This window comes from Streptomyces sp. NPDC028419, assembly GCF_055565515.1.
This window is the reverse complement of sequence record NZ_JBVHUE010000017.1, coordinates 54,951-77,373: the sequence shown is the minus strand read 5'-3', so window position 1 is coordinate 77,373 and position 22,423 is coordinate 54,951. Positions and strand designations below refer to the sequence as shown.

Annotated in this window: 22 protein-coding genes; 10 read left to right on the top strand and 12 right to left on the bottom strand. The window is 74.4% G+C overall.

Going from position 1 to position 22,423, the window contains the following annotated elements:
• A complete protein-coding gene (ligD, locus tag ACZ4UB_RS20760) occupies positions 1-924 on the top strand; it encodes a non-homologous end-joining DNA ligase (RefSeq protein WP_468072045.1) in 924 nt (307 codons plus the stop codon).
• Complete coding sequence (locus ACZ4UB_RS20755) at positions 924-1,865, top strand: ATP-dependent DNA ligase (RefSeq protein WP_468072197.1); 942 nt, start codon at positions 924-926, stop codon at positions 1,863-1,865. The genes ligD and ACZ4UB_RS20755 overlap by 1 nt, the downstream gene beginning before the upstream one ends.
• 288 nt (positions 1,866-2,153) lie before the next feature.
• On the opposite strand, the gene ACZ4UB_RS20750 is transcribed toward ACZ4UB_RS20755, so the two are convergent.
• On the bottom strand, positions 2,154-2,972 hold the full coding sequence (locus ACZ4UB_RS20750) for a nuclease-related domain-containing protein (protein WP_468072043.1): 819 nt from the start codon (positions 2,970-2,972) through the stop codon (positions 2,154-2,156).
• Between the two features lie 184 nt (positions 2,973-3,156).
• Between ACZ4UB_RS20750 and ACZ4UB_RS20745 the strand changes: the two genes are divergently transcribed.
• From ACZ4UB_RS20745 to ACZ4UB_RS20735, 3 genes are all read left to right on the top strand, one after another.
• Positions 3,157-3,801, top strand: coding sequence for a hypothetical protein (locus ACZ4UB_RS20745; RefSeq protein WP_468072041.1), 645 nt, complete (start codon positions 3,157-3,159; stop codon positions 3,799-3,801).
• 166 nt (positions 3,802-3,967) lie between these two features.
• Positions 3,968-4,846, top strand: a complete 879-nt coding sequence (locus ACZ4UB_RS20740; protein WP_468072039.1) for a hypothetical protein — start codon at positions 3,968-3,970, stop codon at positions 4,844-4,846.
• Entirely contained in the window at positions 4,843-6,174 is a 1,332-nt protein-coding gene (locus ACZ4UB_RS20735) for a histidine kinase dimerization/phospho-acceptor domain-containing protein (RefSeq protein WP_468072037.1), read from the top strand. Before ACZ4UB_RS20740 ends, ACZ4UB_RS20735 begins: the two co-directional genes overlap by 4 nt.
• 140 nt (positions 6,175-6,314) lie before the next feature.
• On the opposite strand, the gene ACZ4UB_RS20730 is transcribed toward ACZ4UB_RS20735, so the two are convergent.
• The 3 genes from ACZ4UB_RS20730 to ACZ4UB_RS20720 all read right to left on the bottom strand — a co-directional run bounded on the left by ACZ4UB_RS20730 (position 6,315) and on the right by ACZ4UB_RS20720 (position 8,333).
• Entirely contained in the window at positions 6,315-6,590 is a 276-nt protein-coding gene (locus tag ACZ4UB_RS20730) for a hypothetical protein (protein ID WP_468072035.1), read from the bottom strand.
• Positions 6,591-6,600: 10 nt separating this feature from the next.
• Positions 6,601-7,338 carry a TetR/AcrR family transcriptional regulator gene (locus ACZ4UB_RS20725; RefSeq protein WP_468072033.1) on the bottom strand — a complete coding sequence of 246 codons (738 nt, stop codon included), beginning with the start codon at positions 7,336-7,338 and terminating at the stop codon, positions 6,601-6,603.
• Between the two features lie 65 nt (positions 7,339-7,403).
• The gene (locus ACZ4UB_RS20720; RefSeq protein WP_468072031.1) at positions 7,404-8,333 is read right to left on the bottom strand and encodes an AurF N-oxygenase family protein; all 930 of its coding nucleotides are present in this window, start codon (positions 8,331-8,333) and stop codon (positions 7,404-7,406) included.
• A gap of 199 nt (positions 8,334-8,532) precedes the next feature.
• Here ACZ4UB_RS20720 and ACZ4UB_RS20715 point away from each other — a divergent pair, with 199 nt between their 5' ends.
• On the top strand, positions 8,533-9,642 hold the full coding sequence (locus ACZ4UB_RS20715) for a ferritin-like domain-containing protein (protein WP_468072029.1): 1,110 nt from the start codon (positions 8,533-8,535) through the stop codon (positions 9,640-9,642).
• Between the two features lie 39 nt (positions 9,643-9,681).
• Here ACZ4UB_RS20715 and ACZ4UB_RS20710 read toward each other — a convergent pair whose 3' ends face one another.
• The gene (locus tag ACZ4UB_RS20710) at positions 9,682-11,139 is read right to left on the bottom strand and encodes a penicillin-binding transpeptidase domain-containing protein (RefSeq protein ID WP_468072027.1); all 1,458 of its coding nucleotides are present in this window, start codon (positions 11,137-11,139) and stop codon (positions 9,682-9,684) included.
• Positions 11,136-12,509, bottom strand: coding sequence for an FtsW/RodA/SpoVE family cell cycle protein (locus ACZ4UB_RS20705; RefSeq protein WP_468072024.1), 1,374 nt, complete (start codon positions 12,507-12,509; stop codon positions 11,136-11,138). Before ACZ4UB_RS20705 ends, ACZ4UB_RS20710 begins: the two co-directional genes overlap by 4 nt.
• A 119-nt stretch (positions 12,510-12,628) precedes the next feature.
• On the opposite strand from ACZ4UB_RS20705, the gene ACZ4UB_RS20700 reads away from it, so the two are divergent.
• From ACZ4UB_RS20700 to ACZ4UB_RS20690, 3 genes are all read left to right on the top strand, one after another.
• Positions 12,629-13,048, top strand: coding sequence for a DUF6325 family protein (locus ACZ4UB_RS20700; protein ID WP_468072022.1), 420 nt, complete (start codon positions 12,629-12,631; stop codon positions 13,046-13,048).
• Complete coding sequence (locus ACZ4UB_RS20695) at positions 13,048-13,308, top strand: SHOCT domain-containing protein (RefSeq protein ID WP_354382807.1); 261 nt, start codon at positions 13,048-13,050, stop codon at positions 13,306-13,308. Before ACZ4UB_RS20700 ends, ACZ4UB_RS20695 begins: the two co-directional genes overlap by 1 nt.
• A gap of 249 nt (positions 13,309-13,557) precedes the next feature.
• Positions 13,558-14,904 (top strand): C40 family peptidase, encoded by a 1,347-nt coding sequence (locus ACZ4UB_RS20690; protein ID WP_468072019.1) that lies wholly within the window; start codon positions 13,558-13,560, stop codon positions 14,902-14,904.
• Here the strand turns inward: ACZ4UB_RS20690 and ACZ4UB_RS20685 are convergent.
• Genes ACZ4UB_RS20685 through ACZ4UB_RS20665 form a run of 5 tightly spaced genes read right to left on the bottom strand, consistent with a single transcriptional unit; the run spans position 14,805 to position 20,593 of the window.
• Positions 14,805-16,115, bottom strand: coding sequence for a styrene monooxygenase/indole monooxygenase family protein (locus ACZ4UB_RS20685; protein WP_468072017.1), 1,311 nt, complete (start codon positions 16,113-16,115; stop codon positions 14,805-14,807). The genes ACZ4UB_RS20690 and ACZ4UB_RS20685 overlap by 100 nt on opposite strands.
• 57 nt (positions 16,116-16,172) lie before the next feature.
• The gene (locus ACZ4UB_RS20680) at positions 16,173-16,802 is read right to left on the bottom strand and encodes a GTP-binding protein (protein WP_468072015.1); all 630 of its coding nucleotides are present in this window, start codon (positions 16,800-16,802) and stop codon (positions 16,173-16,175) included.
• Positions 16,783-17,175: a DUF742 domain-containing protein gene (locus ACZ4UB_RS20675; RefSeq protein ID WP_354382803.1), complete on the bottom strand. Its 393-nt coding sequence runs from the start codon at positions 17,173-17,175 to the stop codon at positions 16,783-16,785. The genes ACZ4UB_RS20680 and ACZ4UB_RS20675 overlap by 20 nt, the downstream gene beginning before the upstream one ends.
• Entirely contained in the window at positions 17,172-17,675 is a 504-nt protein-coding gene (locus ACZ4UB_RS20670; RefSeq protein ID WP_468072013.1) for a roadblock/LC7 domain-containing protein, read from the bottom strand. Before ACZ4UB_RS20670 ends, ACZ4UB_RS20675 begins: the two co-directional genes overlap by 4 nt.
• Positions 17,672-20,593 (bottom strand): nitrate- and nitrite sensing domain-containing protein, encoded by a 2,922-nt coding sequence (locus ACZ4UB_RS20665; protein WP_468072011.1) that lies wholly within the window; start codon positions 20,591-20,593, stop codon positions 17,672-17,674. The genes ACZ4UB_RS20670 and ACZ4UB_RS20665 overlap by 4 nt, the downstream gene beginning before the upstream one ends.
• Before the next feature lie 462 nt (positions 20,594-21,055).
• On the opposite strand from ACZ4UB_RS20665, the gene ACZ4UB_RS20660 reads away from it, so the two are divergent.
• On the top strand, positions 21,056-21,847 hold the full coding sequence (locus tag ACZ4UB_RS20660; RefSeq protein ID WP_468072009.1) for a protein phosphatase 2C domain-containing protein: 792 nt from the start codon (positions 21,056-21,058) through the stop codon (positions 21,845-21,847).
• A 43-nt stretch (positions 21,848-21,890) separates the two neighbouring features.
• Here ACZ4UB_RS20660 and ACZ4UB_RS20655 read toward each other — a convergent pair whose 3' ends face one another.
• Positions 21,891-22,337, bottom strand: a complete 447-nt coding sequence (locus tag ACZ4UB_RS20655) for a MarR family winged helix-turn-helix transcriptional regulator (protein ID WP_354382799.1) — start codon at positions 22,335-22,337, stop codon at positions 21,891-21,893.
• Between the last annotated feature and the right edge of the window lie 86 nt (positions 22,338-22,423).

Here is a 22,423-nt window from a genome sequence, read left to right as displayed (position 1 = left end):
ATGACGCCGATCACAACGGTGGAGGGGCGTCGCCTCGCGCTCAGCAACCTGGACAAGGTCATCCATCCGGGCAACGGCTTCACCAAGGGCGAGGTGCTGCACTACTACGCCACCGTCGCGGGGGCCCTGTTGCCCCACGTCCGCGACCGGCCCGTGTCCTTCCTGCGCTATCCGGACGGGCCGGACGGCCAACGGTTCTTCACGAAGAATCCGCCGCCGGGCACGCCCGCGTGGGTGGAGACCGTACGGGTGCCGCGCTCCGAGGACCAGCTCGCCGAGCAGGTCGTGGTGGGCGATCTGGCGACGCTGATGTGGGCCGCGAACCTGGTCGTGGAGTTCCACGTGCCGCAGTGGACCACCGGGCGGCCCGCGGTCGCGGACCGTTTGGTCCTCGACCTCGACCCCGGGGCCCCGGCGAGCGTGGTGGAGTGCTGCGCCGTCGCGCTGTGGCTGCGGGAGCGGCTGGCGGCGGACGGGCTGGAGGCGTACGCGAAGACCTCCGGTTCGAAGGGGATGCACCTGTCGGTGCCGCTGGAGCCGACGGCGTCCGAGCGGGTGTCGGCGTACGCGAAGGCGCTCGCGCAGGAGGCGGAGGGCGCCCTGCCCGAGCTGGTCGTCCACCGGATGGCGAAGGCGCTGCGGCCCGGGAAGGTGTTCGTCGACCACAGTCAGAACGCGGCCGCCAAGACCACCGCCGCGCCCTACACCCTGCGGGCGCGCGCGCTGCCGACGGTGTCCGCGCCGGTGTCGTGGGCGGAGGTGGCCGGTGGCGCGCGCGGCCGGGACCCCGGGTCCCTGGTCTTCCTCGCCGACGAGGTGGTGGCGCGGCTGGCCCGGGACGGGGACCTCTTCGCGCCGCTGACCGACCCGGCCCGCGCCCGGGCGCTGCCGCGCGCCGGCGGTCGTTCGGCGGGTGCGCCGTGATCCGGGTCGCGCTGGCCGCCGCCGTGCGGGAGCTGCCGCGGGGGGCGGGGTTGGCGTACGAGCCGAAGTTCGACGGGCACCGGCTGGTGGTGCGGCGGACCGTCGAGGGCGTGGAACTGCAGGCCCGGTCGGGGCGGGTGGTGACGAGCGCCTTCCCCGATCTGGCCGCCGCGGCGCGGCAGCTGCCCGCCGGCACCACGCTGGACGGCGAGGTGGTGGTCTGGCACGCGGGCCGCACGGACTTCGCGCTGGTCCAGCGGCGGGCCGCGGCGACGGCCGCCCGGGCGGTGGTGCTGGCCAGGAGCCTGCCGGCGTCCTACGCGGCCTTCGACGTCCTGGAGCTGGCCGGGCTGGACCTGCGGGCGCGGCCGTACGAGCGGCGCCGGGCGCTGTTGGTCGATCTGCTGCTGCCGCTGGGGCCGCCGCTCCAGCCGGTGCCGATGACGACCGACCCGGCGCTGGCGGCGACCTGGTATGAGACCCTGCCGGCCAGCGGGATCGAGGGGCTGGTGATCAAGCGGCTGGAACAGGCGTATCCGACGGGACGGCGGGGCTGGCAGAAGCTGCGGCACACGGATACGCGGGACGCGGCGGTGATCGGGTACACGGGTACGGTGGCGCGGCCGGTGGCGCTGGTCCTGGTCCTCTCGGGGGACGGGGAGGGGGACCCGGCGCTGGATGCCGACCCCGGGGGTCTCCCGGAGGCGGAGCTCGACGCGCCCCTGGTGTCCCGTCCGCTGGCCGCCGGGGTTCGGGCGGAGGTGGCCGCGGTGTTGGCGGCTGCCGGGGGGCGGGGGGATCCGGGGGGCGGGACGGTGACCGCGATCGGGTTCGGCGAGGTGCCGTACCGGGGGGTCGATCCGCCGCTGACGGTCGAGGTGCGCTGTGCCTCTGGGCGTCATCCGCCGCCGGAGGTGCTGAGGGTGCGTCCCTCCTGGTGAGCCGGCCCCGCCCCTCCGGGGGCGCCTCAAACGCCGGCGGGGCTGGAATCGGCTGAGCCCGAGCCCTCGGCACGCCCGGCCCCCCTCCGGGGGCGCCTCAAACGCCGGCGGGGCTGGAAGTGGCTGGGCCCGAGCCCTCGGCACGCCCGGGGGCGCCTCGAACGCCGGCGGGGCTGGAAGTGGCCGGGCCCGAGCCCTCGGCACGCCCGGGGCGCCTCGAACGCCGGCGGGGCTGGAATCGGCTGGGCCCGAGCCCCGGGCGTAGGCGGAGCCACTCCGGGGGCGGGGTCAGACCTGTGACCAGGTGTGGCGGTTGCGGGCTGTGGTGAAGAGGGCTTCGATGTCCGAGGGTTTGAGGGTGGCCGGGGCGCGGGTGAGGCGGGCGGCCGCGGTGGCCGGTTCGAGGAGCGCGACGTCGCGCAGGGACGGCACCTTCTCCAGCCGGCTCGACTCGACCACCACGAGCGCCGGGGTGACCGCGGTGACCAGCGCGTGCGTGGCGCGCTCGGCGGCCCGGCGGACCCAGCGGACGTCCGGCCGGGGCTCGGCGCGGCCGACGGTGACGAGCAGGTCGCCCACGTGGACCCGCTGCCGGCGGCCCGCGACGGCGCGCACGCACCACACCCCGCCCGGCCCGATCAGCAGGTGGTCGATCCGCCCCGCCCCCGGCAGCGGCACCGCGTGCAGCACCCGCCAGCCCGCACCCTCCAGGGAGTCCAACTCGGCCCCCACCCGCTCCTGGGCGAGCAGGTCCGGGCGCATGCGGTGGCGGGTACGGGCCCCCGCGGCGCCGTGTTCCAGTTCGCCCAGCAGGGCCTCGCCGGGGCGGTTCGGGGCCAGGTCGTCGTCCGGGTGGAGGGACAGCCGGGCCAGGTCCGCCGCGCTGGGCACGGGGGGCGGGCCGACGGTCCAGGTTCCGGTCAGGTAGGGACGTAACACCGCCAGCGCCGCGTCCCGGTGTCGGTCGGAGAGGACGCTGACCCGCCCGGCCGGCCGGTCGTACCAGGCGACGCTGCGCCCGTCGGGCAGATTGACCCACAGTCGGCCGCGGTCGGGCAGCACCTTGAGTCCGAGCCCGAGGCCGTGTTCCCGTTCACGATCACGCATCTCCCTCACCCCCGCCGTCCATGGGAGCAGGCGCGGCCGCGCGCGGCAATCCCCCTGTTGTGTAACGACTCCGCCGGGACCCTGCGGCCTCGCTGTTACAAAGCCACCACGGAACTGCAATGGCCGCGGCCTACGTTTATGCCACCTGGACACGCCAGGGCCTGACCTGCGATGAAGGAATCCCGTGAGCACCGTCCGACGCACCATCGTTCGCGCCGCCGCCGTGACCGCCTGCGCCGGAAGCCTGCTGGCGCTGCCCGCTGCCGTCGCGCTCGCCGACGGGCTGCCCGCCGCGACGTCCGCGCAGGCCGCGAACGCGCCGCAGCGGGTCCTCGTCAAGAGCCTGACCCTCGCGGACGGCGTGTCCACCGCGCGGGTCTACCGGGTCGCCCAGGACGCCTACCAGGCCGACATCCTGCGGGACGGGTCCAAGGTCTCCACGCTCAGCAGCCACGCCGGCGCCCCCGGCTACGGCCGCGCGGACGGGCTGCGCCTCGCCCTCCAGCCCGACGGCCGGATCTCCTCGTGGTCCGCCGGCGGGAACGACGTCGTACCGGCCGCGCTGTCCTCCTCGGCCGACGGCCACAAGACCGCGCGGCGGACCGGCTTCGCCGACGCCGCCACCATCACCCCGTCCACGACCCTGCGCACGTCCACGACCACGGGCGCGGCCTCCGGCGCCGACCGCACCGTGGCCCTGCGGCTCGGCACGCTGACCGGCGCGCCCGACGACGGCGCCTTGCTGATCGCGGCGGGCGGCGGCATGGCGGCCGTCGGCGCGGCGGGCCTGGGCTTCGCGATGCTGCGGCGCGGGCGCACCGAGGCCTGACCCACCGGCCTTCCGCGACGGCTCCGATACGACCCCCCGTACGGTCCCCGGATCCGCGCCGTCGCGCCCACGCACCGGACGGCCGCGCAATCGGGGCGTACCTCTGCATATGGTTGACGGGACAGGTTGGGTCGGCGACGCAGGGGACGGGAGGACGCAGGGGTCCGTGAAGACGTTCCGCACGCGCGTCCGTACGCGCCTCCGCACCCGGCATCCCGCGCCCTCCCGTTCCCGTACCCCGGCGCTCCCGGCGCTGCTGGCCGCCGCCGTGCTCCTGGCCGCGACCCCGGTGGTCACGGGATGCAGCAACACCGGCGGGCTGTCCAGCGCCGGGGCGACCCCGACCGCGAACGGGCCCGTGCACCTGTGGCCCGAGCGCAAGGGCGCCACCGTGGCGCCCGCCGATCCGGGCGGGGCGCCGCCCGAGTACGTCAAGGGCATTCCCCCGGTCAAGAACCAGAACGTGCACGGGGTGGATCCGGTCGCGCTCATCCAGGCCGAGGTCAGGAACCACCGGGGCGCCACCGTCGGGCCCGACGGGATGCCGCGGGAGACCGCGGAGGCGATCCTGGCGTGCCCGACCGGGCAGCAGCCCGCGGAGCCGGGCGCCGCGAAGTCGGCGAAGTGCCCGGTGCTCACGCCGTACTACCGCGATCTGACCGGCAACGACGAGGACGAGCTGATCGTCGGCTTCGAGCTGCCGGACCAGCAGATGTCGGTGCGGGTCTACACCGCCGACGCGGACGGCCGGCTGAACCGGATCATGGCCACCACCGACTCCGTGATCAGCGTCGAGCTGGCGGGGCGTGACGTGGTGCTGCACGTGCCGAGCGCGAACCCCGGTTACGAGCTGAACACCGCCTGGTCCTGGGACGAGAAGCAGCGGACCATGCTGCCGACGCGGGAGCAGATCATCCGGGTGCCGCAACGGCCGGGCGCCGGCGTGAGCCCGCAGCCGCTGCGGCCCCGCCGCGGGGCGAACGGCGGCGGCGGGAACGGCGGCGTGGCGGGCGGCGGCACGGTGAACGGCGGCGGCACGTCGTGACCGGCCCCCGCGACCGCGCACGCGCGCTCCGGGCGCGGATCCCGCTGCGGCTGCCGGCCTGGACGGCCACCCTGACCTGGAAGTCGGCGTGCTTCATCGTGGTGATGTGCTGCACGCTCGCGGCCGTGCTCGGTGCGCTCGTGCACGTCGCGGTCACCCGGCAGACGGTCGCCACCGCCCGCGACAAGGCCCTCGGCAAACTGCACGACGCCTCCCGCTCGTACGAGGCCGGCGAGAACCTGCCGCCGGACTCCGCCATCGACCCGGTGGGGCTGCCGGCCTCGCTGCGCGCGCTGGCGGTCTCCGGACAGCGGGGCACGATCGTCAGCGACTACGAAGGCCGCCCGGTCATGTGGGCGGCGGCGCCCGCCGACGGCCGGGCCCTGGCGACGGCCGTCGACTACAGCCAGAGCGCCCGCACGATCAACGGCCTGGACCAGGCCATCATCGGCTCGTCGGTGCTGGCCATCGGGGGCACCCTGCTGGTCGGCGCCTTCGCCGTCACCCGGGTCACCCGCAGGCTGCACCAGACCGCGACCGTCGCCCGCCGGATCACCCAGGGGGACCTGGACGCACGGGTCGGGGACGCCCGTACGAAGGATCCCGCGCGGCGGCAGGACGAGGTCGCGACGGTGGCGGCGGCGCTCGACACGATGGCCGGGAGCCTGCAGTCGAAGCTGCTGAGCGAGCAGCGGTTCACGGCGGACGTGGCGCACGAGCTGCGCACCCCGCTGACCGGCCTGCAGGCCGCCTCGGAGCTGTTGCCGGAGGGGCGTCCGACGCAGCTGGTGCAGGAGCGGGTGCGCACGATGCGCCAGCTCACCGAGGACCTGTTGGAGATCTCCCGGCTGGACTCGGGCAGCGAGCAGGTCGAGACGGACCTGCACCGGCTGGCGGCGGTGGCGGAGCGGGCGGTGCGGGCCTCGGGCACGGCGACGGAGGTCGTCGTGGTCCGCGACGTGTACGTCGAGACGGACCGGCGGCGGCTGGAGCGGGTCCTGGGGAACCTGATCACGAACGCCCACAGGCACGGTCGGGCGCCGGTGGTGCTGACGGTGGACGGGCCGGTGGTGACCGTACGGGACCACGGGGACGGTTATCCGGAGTACCTGGTGGCGCACGGCCCGCAGCGGTTCCGTTCCGGGGCGGGCGGGGGTGGGGGCGGGCCCAAGGGGCACGGGCTGGGGCTGACGATCGCCGTCGGGCAGGCGGCGGTGCTGGGGGCGGAGCTGGTGTTCCGCAACGCCGGGGACGAGGAGGGCGGGGGTGCGGTGGCCGCGCTGGCGCTCCCGGCGCCGGCGCCCGCGGAGCCGGGGCCTACGCCCTGACCCCGCGCCTCAAACGCCGGCGGGGCTGAAGGTGGGGTCCCGCTCCGGCGGCGCCGGCCCCCGCTCGGCTGCGCCGACTTTGCCTCCGGCGGCGCCTCAAACGCCGGCGGGGCTGTATGCGCCCCGCCGGGCCGAAGGGGTCAGGGCGTCGGGTGAGGGGGTTTCGTCCAGGGCCAGCGGAGTTTCGGTTTCTGGCCCGAGGGGTCGTAGGCGTACTTCCAGCCCTTCTGGAGGTGCAGGCGCTTGGAGTAGCCCGCCGGGACCCGCTGGTAGAGCAGGACCGTGGGCGGTCCGCCCGCCGCGTCCGGGACGGGGATCTCGTACCACTTCGGCGGGTGGCCGGTCGGGCCGAGCAGGATCGGCAGGACTCGGCCGTCCATCGGGCCGCCCTCGAAGGGGGTCGGTTCGCTTCTCACCCCACCAGTGTCACAGCAGGTGGGCGGCCTCGGAGACGACGGGGACCACCCGGCGGGCGAGCACCCCGACCGGGCCGTCCGCGGATTCCAGGGCCAGCGCCGCCCGGGCGGCCGCGGCCGTCTCGGGGTCGGTGGCCGCGGTGGCGGTCAGCAGGGCGATGAACTGGTCCACCAGCCAGTCGCGCAGCTCCGCGACCGGCGGCTCCTTGCCCTCGTCGAGCCAGATCAGCGAGGCCGCCTCGACCGCCGTGATCCAGGTGCGGACCATCATCCGCAGCCGGGGGCCGGGCTGCGGGACGTTCAGGTGGAAGAGGATCTGGCCCGCGGCGGTGCGCCGGATGCCGTCCACGGTGGCCGTCGTGCGGGAGGTCTCCACCACGCTGCCGCCCTGGAGGAGCGCGCTGAAGCCGGCGTCGTGCTCGTCGACGAAGGCGAGGTAGCGGTCCAGGGCGCGGGAGAGCCGCTGGGTCAGGGGCCCCGCCTGCGCTTCGGCGAAGCACTGGCCCAGCACGTCGGCCGCCGAGCGCAGGGCGGCCTCGTACAACTGCTGCTTGCCGCCGGGGAAGTACCGGTAGACCAGGGGGCGCGAGACCCCCGCGGCCTCGGCGACGTCGTCGAGGGAGATGTCCTCCGGGGCCCGGTGCGCGAAGAGCGACAGGGCCGCCTCGATGATCTGCGCCCGCCGTTCCTCGACGCTCAGGCGGCGGTAGGCACGCGGCGCCGGGGCGGCCGGCGGAGTCCGGGTCATGTCCGCAGGGTAACCCCACGGACCGGTCCCCCGACCCGGCACCCGGCACCCCCGTCACAGGGGCATCAGGCGAGCAGCCCCGAGCTCTGCCAGAGCTTGCGGCCGACCCCGCGCAGGACGCCGATGTCGTCGAGGAAGTCGGTGAGCCGCTTGGCACCGGCCTGCATGACCTCGCGGCGGTGGCCGCTCGCCTTCACCTGGGCCGTCGCCTCGGCCCGGTCCAGGCCGATGTTCTCGTACACCCGGCCGTTGACGAAGGCGAGCGAGAAGACCCGGGCGGCCTGGCCGCAGCTGACCCGGGTGAGTTCGCGCTCCCAGCGCGGGGCCGTGATCATCTGGCGGCGCAGTTCCTCGCGGGCGTACCGGACGTGCCGGGCCTCCTCGATCACGTGGATCCGGGTGACCCCGCGCACCAGCGGCTGCACGCGCTCGTCCGGGAAGGTCAGGCGCTGCATCCAGTCGAGGATCTCCTCGCCGAGGAGGGTGCAGGCGAAGGAGCCGGGCGTGGTCGAGACGGTCTTCAGGATCCGCGCCAGGTTGTGGTTGAGGCGGGAGACCGGGTACTCGGGGGCGCCGCCCTTCTGGATCATGCGGGCGAACATCATCGAGTGGCGGCACTCGTCGGCGATCTCGGTGAGGGCGTAGCGGACGTGACTGCTGGTCAGCGGCTTGTCGTAGATGTGTCGGGTGAGCAGCTGCATGAGGATGATCTCGAACCAGATCCCGAGCGAGCCGAGCGAGGCCGCCTCGTGCCGGGAGAGCTCGATGCGCTGCTCCTCGCCCATCTTCTTCCACAGCGGGGTGTCGTAGAGGGAGAGCAGTTCGGGCGGCCAGTAGTACTTGCCCTCGATCGTCGGGGCGTCCCAGTCGAGTTCCTTGTCGGGGTCGAAGGAGTGCTTGGCCGAGGATTCGAGCAGCCGTTCGGCGACTTGTTCCCGGTCCTTGAGGAGGCCGAGGGCGTCGCGCAGCGCCGCCCGGTCGGTCACGGTCGTCATGGCTCGGACACCTCTCACAGGGTGGGGGCACGGGTGGGGTTCCCGTGGGTTACCAGCGGTCACCTCTTATGAGACTGCTTGTCAGCAAGCCCGTCAATCCCCCGTGCCCGACTTGTTGACCGGCTGTCTACCAACGTGTGACGCTGCCAACTGTCGAGTCCTGCACGGCAGTCCACGCACGCGCACCCAGGGGGCGTACATGTCGACACACCCGCTCTACACCAAGGACCCGGGCGACCCCGTCTGGCAGGTTCCGGCCTCCGGCGCGGCCCGTTTCAGCTGGGAGTACGACGAGGGGCGCGAGCGGCTCCTCGCCCTCTACCAGAAGGGCAAGGACAAGCAGTGGGACGGAGCGACCCGGATCGACTGGGACCTCGACGTCGACCCGTACGACCCGCTGGGCACGCCCGACGACGTCCTGACCCTCTACGGCACCCGGCACTGGGCCAAGATGACCGAACGGGACAAGGGCGACCTGCGGCGGCACTACACGGCCTGGCAGTTCAGCCAGTTCCTGCACGGCGAACAGGGCGCGATGATCTGCGCGGCGCGCATCGTGGAGTCGGTCCCGGACCTGGACGCGAAGTTCTACTCGGCCACCCAGACCATGGACGAGGCCCGGCACGCCGAGATCTACGGCCGCTTCCTGCACGAGAAGATCGGCATGCTCTACCCGGTCAACGACAACCTCCAGGGGCTGCTCGGCGACACCCTACGCGACTCCCGCTGGGACATGCCCTACCTCGGCATGCAGGTGCTCATCGAAGGACTCGCGCTCGCCGCCTTCGGGATGATCCGCGACACCACGGACAAGCCGCTGCCCAAGCAGATCCTGGCCTACGTCATGCAGGACGAGGCCCGGCACGTGGCCTTCGGCCGGATGGCGCTGCGCGACTACTACAAGCAGCTCACCGACGCCGAACTGCGCGAGCGCGAGGAGTTCGTCATCGAGGGCTGCTACTTGATGCGGGACCGGCTGCGCGGGGTGGAGGTGCTGGAGAACTTCGGCATCGGGAAGCGGGAGGCGGCCGAGCTGAGCGAGCAGTCGGAGTTCCTGCACCTGTTCCGCAAGCTGCTGTTCAGCCGCATCGTGCCCTGCGTGAAGGACATCGGGCTGTGGGGGGAGCGCCTGCAGAAGGCCTACCTCGACATGGGCGTCTTCGACATGGGCGACTCCAACCTCGACCTGCTGATGGCCCAGGACGAGGAGATCGCCGAGAACCTCGACCGCGAGCGGTTCGCCGAGGAGGAGCGCCAGCGGGTCGCCGAGGTGGAGGCCGCGATCGCGGACGGCGCGTCGGGCAGGTAGGTCGCACCGCTCACGCGGGGGTCGCGGGGCGCCGGACGGTCAGCGGGCCAGCGCCGCTTGCATCACGGCCCGGGCGATCGGGGCGGCCGCGCCGTTGCCGCTGATGTCCCCGCGGTCGGCCGCCGCGTCCTCCACCACCACCGCGACCGCCACGGCGGGCCGGCCCGCGGCCGCGTCCTGCGCCCAGCCGATGAACCAGGCGTACGGGACGCCCTCGTTGCCCACCCCGTGCTGCGCGGTGCCCGTCTTGCCGCCGACCCGGGCGCCCGGGATCGCCGCGTTGCGGCCCGTCCCGTCCTCCACCACCTTGACCATCAGCTGCTGGAGCCGCAGCGCCGTGCCCGGGCCCATCGCCCGGCCCAGGCCGCGCTGGTCGCCGCGGCGGATCGGGTCGCCGTCGCCCTGCGTGGTCCGGTCGATGAGGTACGGGCTGCGCACCTCGCCGCCGTTGGCGACCGCGCCGGCGACCATCGCCATCTGGAGCGGGGTGGCGGTGGTGTTGAACTGGCCGATGGCGGACAGGGCCAGCTGGTCCTGGCTCATGTCGGTGTCGAAGTTGGACCGCGACACCCACGCCGGCACCCGCAGCCCGTCGTCGTTGAAGCCGAACCGGCGCGCCGCCTCCACCATCCCGCGCAGCCCGACCTGCACCCCGATCTTCGCCATCACGGTGTTGCAGGAGAACTGCACGGCCTCCGCCATGCTGGCGTCCTGGCAGCCGCCGGAGGCGTTCGGCAGCGTGGTCGTGGTGCCGGGCAGGACGTAGGGGTCGGGGGTCTGCGTCGGTGCGTCCACGTCGCTCACCACGCCGGAGTCCAAGGCGGCCGCCGCCGTCACGATCTTGAAGGTGGAGCCGGGCGGATAGGTCTCGCGCAGCGCCCGGTTGAGCATCGGCCGGGCCGGATCGGCGTTCAGCCGGGCCCAGGCGCTCTTGACGGCCGCGCCCGTGCCCGAGAGCGCGCCCGGATCGTAGGAGGGGCTGCTGACCAGGGCGAGGATCCGCCCGGTGGCGGGCTCGATCGCGGCCACCGCGCCGCGCTTGCCCGCGAGTCCGGCGTAGGCGGCGCTCTGCACGCCGCCCTTCAGCGTGAGCACCGCGTTGCCGCCGTCCGGGCGGCTGCGCGCCAGGTCGTACCAGAGCGGGAAGGCGGTCAGCCCGGGGTCGGTCCCGGCGAGGACCGCGTCCTCGGAGCGCTCGACGAAGCTGGTGCCGTACGTCTGCGAGGAGTAGCCGGTGACGGGTGCGTAGAGCGGGCCGTTCGTGTAGGTCCGCTCGTAGCGCAGCAGTTGGCGGCTGTCGCGGGAGCCGGTGATCGGGCGGCCGTCGACGAGGATGTTCCCGCGCGGCTGGGCGTAGCGCTCGATCACCGGACGCTTGTTGGCCGGGTTCCCGGCCAGGGACGGGGCCTCCCAGACCTGGACCCGGGCCACGCCCACGAACAGGGCGAGGAAGAGCGCCGCGCAGAAGTACCCGCACCAGCGGATGTAGCGGATCATCCGGCCCCGCCCTCCGCGTCGTCGCCGCGGGGCCGCGGCCGCCGCGCGCTGTCGCTGAGCCGGACCAGCAGGGCCACGATGACCCAGTTGGTCACCACCGAGGAGCCGCCCTGGGCCAGGAAGGGCATCGCCATGCCGGTGAGCGGGATCAGCCCGGTGACCCCGCCCGCGATCACGAAGACCTGCAGGGCCACGATCGAGGCGAGCCCGGTGGCCAGCAGCCGCCCGAAGGGGTCGCGCAGGGCGAGCCCGGTCTGGAAGCCGCGGGCGACGAGCAGGGCGTAGAGGACGAGGATCGCGCAGAGTCCGGCCAGGCCCAGCTCCTCGCCCGCGGTGGCGAGGACGAAGTCCGACTTGGCGGCGAAGCCGATCAGGAAGGACTGGCCGTGGCCGAGTCCGGCGCCGAGCAGTCCGCCCGCGCCGAAGGCGAAGAGCGACTGGGCGAGCTGGCCCGGACCGCGCCCCTGCTCGATGGAGGCGAAAGGATTCAGCCAGTCCTCGACCCGACCGTGGACGTGCGACTCGAAGGTCCCGACGGCGTACGCGCCCACGCCCGCGAGCAGCAGCCCGACGGCGATCCAGCCGATCCGGCCGGTGGCGGTGAAGAGCATGATCACGAACAGCCCGAAGAACAGCAGCGAGGTGCCGAGGTCCCGTTCCAGGACGAGGACGCCGACGCTCAGCAGCCAGATCGCCAGGATCGGGCCCAGGACGCGGCCCGGCAGCATCCGCAGCCCCAGGATCCGGCGGCCGGTCAGGGCCAGCGCGGTGCGGTTCGCGGCCAGGTAGGAGGCGAAGAAGACGGCGAGCAGGATCTTGGCGAACTCCCCGGGCTGGAAGGAGAGTCCCGCGAAGCGCACCCAGATGTGGGCGCCGTTGACCGCCGGGAAGAAGACGGGCACCAGCATCAGCGCGAGGGCGGTGGCCACCGCGAGGTACGCGTACCGCTGGAGCGAGCGGTGGTCGCGCAGCGCGGCCACCGCGAGCACGAAGAGCCCGACCCCGAGCCCCGACCACAGCAGCTGGTCGCCCGCGGTGAGGTGGCCGGGCGTGGTGAGGTCGAGCCGCTGGATGAGGACCAGGCCGAGGCCGTTGAGCAGGAAGGCGATGGGCAGCAGCAGCGGGTCGGCGTAGGGGGCCCGCAGACGTACGGCGAGGTGCGCGAGGAGCGCGGCGAGGGCGAGGCCGGCGGCGTGTCGGGAGGCGTGCGGGGGAAGGTGGCCGACGCTCGCGAGACCGACGTAGAGGTGGCCGAGGACGGAGATGAGGACGGCGCCCGCGAGGAGGCTCAGCTCGACGCCCCGGCGCTTGGCGTGCGGCGCGCCGGGTGGCGGAGCGGGCTCCGTGACCTGTGCCGTCAGTGCGGTCATGAGGGCAACGTAGCAAGCGACGGTAGGTTATGTCCCTTTATGTCATAGTGAGCCGAAGAGTCGCCGAAGAGTCGTCAGAAGTGGTCGCGCATGCGCCTGTCAGTCGAGGAGTCGGGGTCATGGGGCCTGTGGAGTTCATCGTCCTCGCCTTCCCGGAGGAGCAGCTGCGGGTGTCCGCGGTGGCGGCCGTGATGGGCCTGCGCAAGAGCGGGAACGTCCGGCTGATCGACGGGCTCGTGGCGACGAAGACGGCGGCCGGCGAGGTGCTGGCGGCGGAGTTCGACGAGTTCAAGGAGCTGCACGGACTGCTGACCGGCCGGGAGGCGGCCCCGCTCATCGGGCCGGAGGACGTCCGCGAGGCGGCCGACCTGCTGGACCGCGGCAGCTGCGCGCTGCTGGTGCTGGTCGAGCACGTGTGGGCCGAGGACGCGGCGATCGCCGTACGGGCGGCGGGCGGCCGGATCGCGGGCTCGGTCCGCATCCCCGCGGACCGGATGCCCACGGACCGGATGCCCGCGGGCGGAACGGGAGCTTCCTGATGTTCATCCGACCGGTGCACGCGGTGGCCCGACCCGCCGAGCGCCCGCCGGGGCGGCCGCTGCTGCGGGGCCTGCTCGCCCGCGGCGCGTACGTCTGGGAGGGCGGCGAACCCGCCCGCGGCGCGGCGGCCACCGCCCCGCTGTCCCCGCAGGCCGCCGCCCTGGCCGGACGGCTGGAACGGCTCGGCGCGCTGGCCCAGGAGGGCCTGCTGACCCCGGAGGAGTTCTCGGCGGCGAAGGCGCGCCTGCTGAAGGGCTAGGGCGTGTTTTGAAAGTCCCTCCCCCAGCTACCGCTGGGAGGTGCCCCCCGGGCGAGGCTGGATTCACAGCCCCGCCGGCGTTTGAGGCGCCCCCGGAGGGAGGGTCGGGGACCCGGAGGAGACTGGCTGGTCGGCGGAGCGGAGGGCTTCCGCCGGACGGGTGAGGGGGGCGACCCGGCCGGCTCGGGTGGGGGATTTGTCATACCGGTCGTGGCACGATCACGCCCTCGGTTCCCCGGAGGTGATCCCATGTCACGTCGGCTGCTGCGCGCCGCCTGCATCGCCGCGACCCTGGTCGCGACCGTACCGCTGTCCGCCGCCGCCGCGCCCTCGGCCGGCCCCCCGATCGGACCGCCCTCGGGGCCCGCGGCCGCGCCCGGGACCCCGGAAGCCCCCGATGCGGCCGGGACCCCCGGGGTCACCGGCGCCGGCGAAGCCCTGCCCGGGGCGCCCGGGGCGCTGGCCGTGGGGGGGCTGCTCACCCGGATGCAGGGGCTCTACCAGAAGGCCGAGGAGGCCGCCGAGGCCTACAACGCCACCGAAGTCGCCCTCGATGCGCGCCGCGCCGAGGAGCGCCGGCTCAGCGCCGACCTCGGCCGGGCCCGCACCGAGGTCGGCGCCCAGCGGGCGCTGGCCGGGCGGCTGGCCCGGGAGCAGTACCGGGGGGCCCGCGGCTTCTCCCCGTACGCCCGGATGCTGATGTCGGGCGACCCGAACAGCGCCTTGGACGAGCGTCGCCTCGCCGCGCGGGAGGGCGCCCGCCGGGCCGGCGTACTGGACCGGCTCGCGCGGGGCGAGGAGCAGGCCGGGACCCTCGCGGCGGCCGCCCGCAAGGCGCTGGACACCCAGCAGGCCCTGACGGCGGAGCGCAAGCGCCACAAGGACGAGGCCGCGGCGCGGCTCAAGGAGGTCGAGCGGATGCTGGCCTCGCTCACCGCCTCGCAGCTGGCCGAGCTGGCCGACCGGGAGCGCGGCGAGAGCGCCGACGCGCAGCGGGAGCTGGTGGATTCGGGGCGTCTGGGCAGCCCCGGCGCGGCCGCCGCCCGTACCCCGAGCGCGGCGGGCGGCGCCGCGCTCGCCTATGCGAGCGAGCAGATCGGCAAGCCCTACGTGTGGGGCGCCACGGGGCCGGCCTCCTTCGACTGCTCGGGGCTCACCTCGCAGGCCTGGGCGCACGCCGGACGCTCGATCCCGCGCACCAGCCAGGAGCAGTGGGCCCAGCTCCCCAAGGTGCCGCTGGACCGGCTGCGCCCCGGGGACCTGGTGGTCTACTTCCCCAAGGCGACCCACGTGGCCCTCTACGTCGGGAACGGCAAGGTGATCCAGGCACCCCGCCCGGGGGCCGAGGTCAAGGTGTCGCCGATCGCCGCGAACCCGCTGCTGGGGGCCGTGCGGCCGGATCCCGACGGGGTCGCGCTGGCGTCGTACAGCCCGCCGCCGCTGCCCGAGGGCGCCGGTTCGGGGACCGGGTCCGCGGCGGCGGGTGACGACAGCGGCTACTCCTCGGAGGAGGCACCGCCCGGCGCGTCCTCGGAGTCCGACGCGTCCTCGGAGTCCGGGGCGGGCGAGGCCGCCGAGGCGACCTCCGCGAGGTAGTCCGCGGTGTCCTCGGGGTCGTAGAAGTAGGCGTCGAAGTCGGCGGGGTTGTCGAAGCCGTTGGCGAAGCGGTCCGCGACCGGCTGGAGCTGCCCCGCCGCGCCGATCAGCTCCAGCACGTGCTGCGGCGGCGCGCCCAGCATCGCGTTGGTCCACTGCGTGACCGGCTTGCCGGTGGTGAACCAGTACGTCTCGAAGGTGGCCTTCATCCAGGCCTCGTCGAAGGGCTTGTCCCCGTGCATGAGGATCGAGGAGAGGTACGAGGCCGCGCACTTGGCCGCCGAGTTGGAACCCTGGCCGGTGATCGGGTCGTTCGCCACGACCACGTCCGCGACGCCCAGCACCACCCCGCCGCCGGGCAGCCGGCCGATCGGATTGCGGACGACCGGCGCGTACCGGCCGGCCAGGGTGGCGCCCGCGTCCGTCAGCTCCACGTCCCTGGCCCGCTCGAACTCCCAGGGCGTGAACCGTTCCATCAGGTCCAGGGTGAGGGCGAGGTGCTTCGCCGGTTCCTTGATCCCGTCGAAGACGTCGAGCGGACCGCCCGGCAGCCCCTCCCAGAAGAGGATGTCCGCGCGCCCCGAGGTGGTCAGCGTGGGCATGAGGAACAGCTCGCCGACGCCCGGGACCAGATTGCAGCGGACCGCCTCGGTGTCCGGGTGCTCGGGCCGCGGGCCCAGCCCGTGCACGTAGGAGACGGCGAGCGCGCGCTGCGGGGCGTCGTACGGGGACCGCGCCGCGTCCCGCCCGAACAGGGAGACCAGCTCGCCCTTGCCCGCCGCGACGAGCACGAGGTCGTAGGTGCGGGAGAAGAAGTCCAGGTCGGCGACGGAGGCGCCGTGGACGACCAGTTGGCCGCCGCGCTGTACGAAGGCGTCCAGCCAGCCCGCCATCTTCACGCGCTGGTCCACCGACTGCGCGAAGCCCTTGAGCCGGCCGAGCCAGTCGATCGGGCGGGAGCCGTCGGGGCCGGCGACCGAGACGCCGACTCCCTCGATCCGCGGGGCCAGGTCCTCCCAGGAGTTCAGCCCCAGGTCGCGCTCGTGCCGGAGGGCCGTGTCGAACATGACTTGCGTGGACATCACCCGGCCGCCGCGGATCTCGTCCGGCGTGCGGTTGGACATGAGGGTGACCTCGTACCCCTTCGCCTGGAGGCCGAGGGCGAGCTGGAGACCGGACTGCCCGGCTCCGACGATGAGTATCTTGCGCATGGCGGTGTTCTCTCCGGGCGGTACGGGGGCACGGGCGTACGGGCGGTGCGCGAGGGGCTATTCGGGGGTCGCGTCCAGGGCGTGGCCCACGAGCGTCAGCAGGGACTCCACGACCGTGGCCCGGTCGCGCGCGTCCATGACCACGACGGGCACGGAGTCGGCGATGGTCAGCGCCTCCCGCACGTCCTCGGGCTCGTAGGAGTCGGAACCCTCGAAGTGGTTGACGGCGACGGCGTACGGCAGCCCGCAGCTCTCGAAGTAGTCGAGGGCCGGGAAGCAGTCGCGCAGGCGGCGGGTGTCGGCGAGCACGATGCCGCCGATCGCCCCGCGCACGAGGTCGTCCCACATGAACCAGAAACGTTTCTGGCCGGGCGTCCCGTACACGTACAGGACCAGGTCGTCGTCGAGCGTGACCCGGCCGAAGTCCATCGCGACGGTGGTCGTGTCCTTGTCCGGGGTCCCGGTCAGGTCGTCCGTCGGCGCGCTCGCCTGGGTCATCACCGCCTCGGTGCGCAGCGGAGTGATCTCCGAGACCGAGCCGACGAAGGTGGTCTTGCCCACCCCGAAGCCGCCCGCGACCAGCACCTTGACGGCGACGGGGGCGCGGGAGCGGTCGTACTGCCAGGGCTGGACGGGATCGTCCGCGGGATCCGCGGGGGCGGTCGGGTCAAAGACGGCGGAGCCCACTGAGCACCCTTTCGAGCAGCGCGCGGTCGGGGCGGCCGGTGCCGTGCCCGGTCCCGAAGACGCGGATCCTTCCCTGGTCGGCGAGGTCGCTGACGAGCACGCGGACCACGCCGAGCGGGAGCTTCAGCAGTGCGGATATCTCGGCGACCGTGCGCATGCGGCGGCACAGCTCGACGATCGCGCGCATCTCGGGCATCTTGTCGGGCCGGGCCGGCGGGGCCTTGGTCCCGGGGTCGAGGGTCGCGACGAAGCTCTCGACGTGCAGGACCTGCGCGAAGCGGGTGCGCCCGCCGGTGAGCGAGTACGGGCGGACGCGGGCGGGGCGCCGGTCCGCGCCGCGTATCGGCAGCCGGTCGGTGGCCGGGCTCCTCACGAGGTGTTCTCCATCGACTGGCGCAGCTCGCTGCGGACTTCGGGGGTCAGGACGTGGCCGGCGCGGCCGACGAAGAGCGCCATGTGGTAGGCGACGACGCTCATGTCGCAGTCCGGCGTGGCGTGCACGCCGAGCAGGGAGCCGTCGCTGATCGCGGTGACGAAGACGGAGCCGTGCTCCATCGCCACCATCGTCTGCTTGACGCCCCCGCCGTCCATCAGCTGGGCGGCGCCGGTGGTGAGGCTGCCGATCCCGGACACGATGGTCGCGAGGTCGGCGGTGGCTCCCCGCGGGCCCCGCAGGCGGGCCCCGGGCTCCGCTCCGCCGTCCCCGTCACCGTCACCGGCGGTCGGGCCCGGTTCGGAGGAGAGCAGCAGCAGGCCGTCGGAGGATACGACGGCGACCGAGACGATGCCGGGCACCTCCTCGACCAGGTCGGTGAGCAGCCATTGCAGGTTGCGGGCCTGGCTGCTCAGTCCGTACGTACTGGGCGCGGTCATGTGCGTGCCTCCTGTGCGGTGTCCCCCGGATCTGTCTGGCCCTCGGCGTCGGCGAGTTCGGCCTCCACGACGCGCCGCCCGTCCCTGGACCCCTGGTAGAAACCGCCGAGGCGACGGCGGAGTTCCTCGGCGTCGACGCGCTTGGGTTCGGCGTCGCCGCCGGTCCCGGTGCCGGCGCCGGCCGCGGTGGTGGAACCCGTGGCCCGGCCGGGGGCCGCCACCGTGCGCGGGGTGCGCTTCGGCAGGCCCTTGTCGGTGACGGCCTCGTCGGTGAGGGCGGCGGGGTGACTGCCCTGCCGGGGCACCCAGTCGCCGTGCGCGTCGGGGGCCTGGGCGTGCCCGTGCTCCGCGCGGGTGGCGGGCGTGAGGAGTTCCTGGCCGCCGGGCACCTTGCGCCCGGGCAGGTCGCCGCGCCGCGGCAGCGGGGCCGCGGGGGCGCCGCCTTCCGGGGCGGAGGGCACCACGCGGGCCAGCAGTTCCTCGGCCGGCTCCTGAACCGGCTCCTGAACCGGCTCCTGAGCCGCCTCCGGCATCGCCTCCGCCGCCGGTTCCCCGGCCTGCGCCAGCACCGGCAGCCGGACTTCGAGCGTGCGCTCGGAGTCGGGCACCTCCGGGTCCGCCGCGGCGGCTTCCTGGTCCGGGGCGGGCTCCGGGGACGGTTCCGGGGCCGGGTCGGGGGTCTTCTCGCTCAGCGGTACGACCGGGATCCACTCCCGCTCGCCCGCCGCCGCGGTGTCGTATGAAGCGTCCTCGGCGGCCGGCGCGTCCCCGCCGCGCGGGCGCGCCGCCAGGACGTTGCCGTTGGCCTCGGCCACCACGCCGGGGAGGTCCAGGAAGGCGAAGCCCTCCGGGGCCGTCAGGTGCTGCACCGGGGAGCCCGGCGCGCCCACCGGCAGCAGCGCGGCCGGGACGACCACGAGGGCCTCCGTACCTCCGCCGCGGGAGGCGCGGAGCTCGGCGGTGACGCCGTGGCGCGCGGCGAGGCGTCCCGCCACGTACAGCCCCAGGCCCAGCCCGTGCTCCGCCTCGGGCTCCTCGTCGTACGCCTCCGGCGCGGACAGCCGGGAGTTGAGGGCGGCGAGCCGGTCCCCGCTGACCCCGATGCCCTCGTCGATGACGGACAGCACGGCGTCGCCGTTGTCGAGCAGCCACCCGGAGACCTTGACCTTGGCCTCCGGCGGCGAGAAGGTCGTCGCGTTCTCCAGCAGTTCCGCCAGCACGTGCGAGATGTCGTCGGCCGCGTGCCCCGCCACCTGCGTGGCACCCGGCAGCGCCGCGAGGTCGACCCGCTCGTAGCGCTCGATCTCGCTCACCGCGGCCCGCATGACGTCCACCAGCGGGACCGCGCCCGCGTGCCCGGGCCCGTGTTCCTGACCCGCGAGGACCAGCAGGTTCTCGTTGTGGCGGCGCATCACCGTCGCCAGGTGGTCGAGCTTGAAGAGGGTGGCGAGCTGGTCGGGGTCCTGCTCCTTGGACTCCAACTCCTCGATGACCGCGAGCTGCCGCTCGACCAGGCCGAGGGTGCGCAGCGAGAGCGAGACGGAGGTCGTCGACATGATGCGCCGGTGCTCCTCCAGCCCCGCGCGCAGCCGGGCGAGTTCGTCCTCCAGGGCGCCGCGGCCGCTGCTCAGGGCCTCGTTGCGGCCGATGAGGCGGCGGCGGTCGGCGTCGAGCCCGGCGACCCGGGTGTGCAGGGAGACGGTCTGGTCGCGCACCGCGTTGAGGTGGCGGACCACCTCGGCGAACTCGTCGTTGCGTCCGGTGAAGCGGACCGGTTCCACCGATCCCTCCGGGGTCGCCAGCCGTGCGGCGCCGCGGCGCAGGACGGACAGCGGCCGGGTGAGGGAGCGCGCGACGGCGGTCGCGAAGACGACGGCGAAGAGGAACAGCGCGCCGAGGATGGCGATCGTCCGTTCGAGGGCCGTCACGTCGTCGTCGCGCAGCGCGGCCAGCGCGCTGGAGCGCTCCCCCGCGAGGGTGGATTCGACGGTCCGCATCCGGTCTATGCGCGCGGTGAGCGCGCTCCCCACGGTCTCGCCGTCGAGCTTGCGGTCGGCGGGGGTGAGGGTGGGCCGGTCGGTGAGTCGCTTGAGGTAGTCCTCGGCGCTCTTCACCTCGGGGCCGGTGACGGTCGCGGCGAGGGTCTGGCGCACGTCGGGCCGGGCGGCGCGCGCGAAGTCGTCGAGCGCGGCCAGCTCCCGCACCCGCGAACGCTGGGCGGCGGTGGCGAGTTCGTCGACGGCGGGGGCGTTCTGGGGCTGCTCGCCGCGCGGTACGGCCAGCGCCGCGAGCAGCAGCCCGCGGGTGGCCGAGGCCTGCTCCACGGCTTGGCCGAGGGGGGCGAGCGGACGCGTGGTGGCGAGTGCTCCGGTGGCGCGGGGCGGGGTCAGTTCGGCGAGCTCGGCGCTCGGGGCGGTCAGCTGCGCGAGCAGGGCCGAGTAGGCCTGGTGGGCCGCGAGGGCGCCGCCCTTGCCGCCCACGGCCTCGGCGCGCACGCCCTGGATCTGGCCGAGGGTCCGGGCCAGCGGCTCGTCGGCAGTCGCACGGAGTTCGCCGGTCTGCCGGTCGGTGCCCGCGGCGCGTTCGTCGACGACGGACTTGCCGGCGGGGCCCGCGGCGGGGCGCCCCTTGGCGACGTACTCGGTGACGGCGTCGCGCTCGTCGGCGAGCAGGTGCGTCAGGGTGAGCGTCTGCCGCGTCCGGTCGGCGAGGGTGACCAACTGCTGGGAGTCGTTCAGCTCGGAGGTGGCGGTGACCACCGCGGGGGCACCGGCCGCGAGGACGGTGAGCCCGGTGACGGCAACGCCCATGACCAGCCTGCGGCGCACCCGTACGGTGCGTCCCGCACGACCTGCCGTGGCGTGGCCGTCGGCAGGGGTGGCGGCGGTGCCGTTCTTCCGAGACGGCTTCTTCTGCACCGGTGCTCGCAATCCTGTACGTGTGCTCGTGCTCGTCTACTCGTGTGGCCGAGGTACCGGCCGGTCAACAAGTAAACGCTCCCTGCCCCCTCGTACCGCTTCAGACCTTCGCAGTGTGTTTGGGAGAGAGCCGCACATCGCTCACCCGGCCACTTGAACGAGTGAACAACACGGAGGAGTTGACGAACAACTCGGGCAGCCCCTCGTCAGGGCCGGTGTGTGGACAGACGGTTGAAAGATCCATGGGCGCTTGACAGGATGCCCGCCCACAGCTGCGCGGACCCTTGGATTCCGCCACTTTCGGACCATTCGGGCGGCCTTGGCCGCGCCGACCGACCCCTCGCCCGCCGCCGCGGCACCCCCGCCGCGACCCGGCACGTTCACCCGCCCGCGCCCCGACCGACCTTCGCCCGACCCCCGCCCGACCCCCGACGGACCGGACATCCCGGGCAGACTGTCCGCATGCGCATCGACCTCTCCTCCGCCCCCGGGAACCCGGAACGCCCCAATGAGGACTGGCTGTCGGCCGCGTCGCCCACGTCGGGGGGCGGGGGCGTGCTCGTCGCGCTGGACGGGGTCACTCCCCCGCGCGGTGACGTCGGGTGCGGGCACGGCGTGCCGTGGTTCGTGGCCCGGCTCGGCGGACATCTGACCGAACTGTCCGGATCGCGCGCGGACATGCCCCTCGACGGGGTGCTCGCCGAGGCGATCCGCCGTACGGCCGACGCGCACCGCGAAACCTGTGACCTTTCTCACGTCCGCACGCCCCAGGCGACGGTGGTCCTGGTCCGCTGGCACGCGGAGTACGTCGAACACCTCGTCCTGTCCGACTCCGTGCTGCTGCTCCGCGGACCGGAGGGCGGGGTGACGGCCGTGCTGGACGACCGGCTCGACCGGGTGCCCGCCGAGGTGCTGCGCTCGGTGGCCGCGACCGACGCGCTGCGCAACGCGGACGCGCCGGGCGCCTTCTTCACCGCGGCCGCCGACCCGTCGGTGGCCGCCCGGGCGGTCACCGGCCGCACCCCGCGCGCCCGGGTGGTGGCGTTGGCCGCGCTGACGGACGGCGCGAGCCGCTGGACGGACACCTTCGGGGCGGGCGACTGGGCCGACTGCATGGCGGTGCTGCGCGAGGAGGGCGCCGGGGCGCTGATCGACCGGGTCCGCGCGCTGGAATCCGCGGCGGCGGCCGCGGGCGGCCCGGGGGTCCGGTCGAAGGTCCACGACGACGCCTCGGCGGGCTACGCGGAGCTGTGAGCCCGGGCGGCGCCGTGGGCCCGTACGGCGCCGCGGGCCCGCGTCACTCGGGCTCGGCGCCCTGGTTCAGCTGGTTGAGCAGTCGGGCCAGCTCCGCGACCTCGCCGCGGTCCCAGTCCGCGAGCTTGCGCATGTACTGCTCGCGGCGGGCGTAGCGGACCCGCAGGAACCGCTCCCGGCCCTCCCGGGTGAGGTCGACGAGGAAGGCGCGGCCGTCGGCCGGGTCCTGCTCGCGGGCCACCAGCCCGAGGGTCTCCAGGGCGCGCAGCTGGCGGCTCATGGTCGCCTTGCCGACGCCGAAGTAGACGGCGAGGTCGGTGGCCCGCTGGCGGCCGGCCGCTTCGAGGCGGGTGAGCAGACCGTACGCCGCCGGTTCCAGCTCCGGGTGCAGGGCCCGGGCCATCTCGCCGGAGGAGGCGCGGGCCCTCCGGAGGAAGACGGACAGCTCCCGCTCCAGCGCGAGGAACTCCTGGTCTTCGCTCCCGTGCACGTACCGCTCCCATCGAAGGTGTGGAACACCAGTATCGAGCAGCGGATCGCGCGACGTCCCGGGGGGGGGGGGAGGGGGGGGGCTAG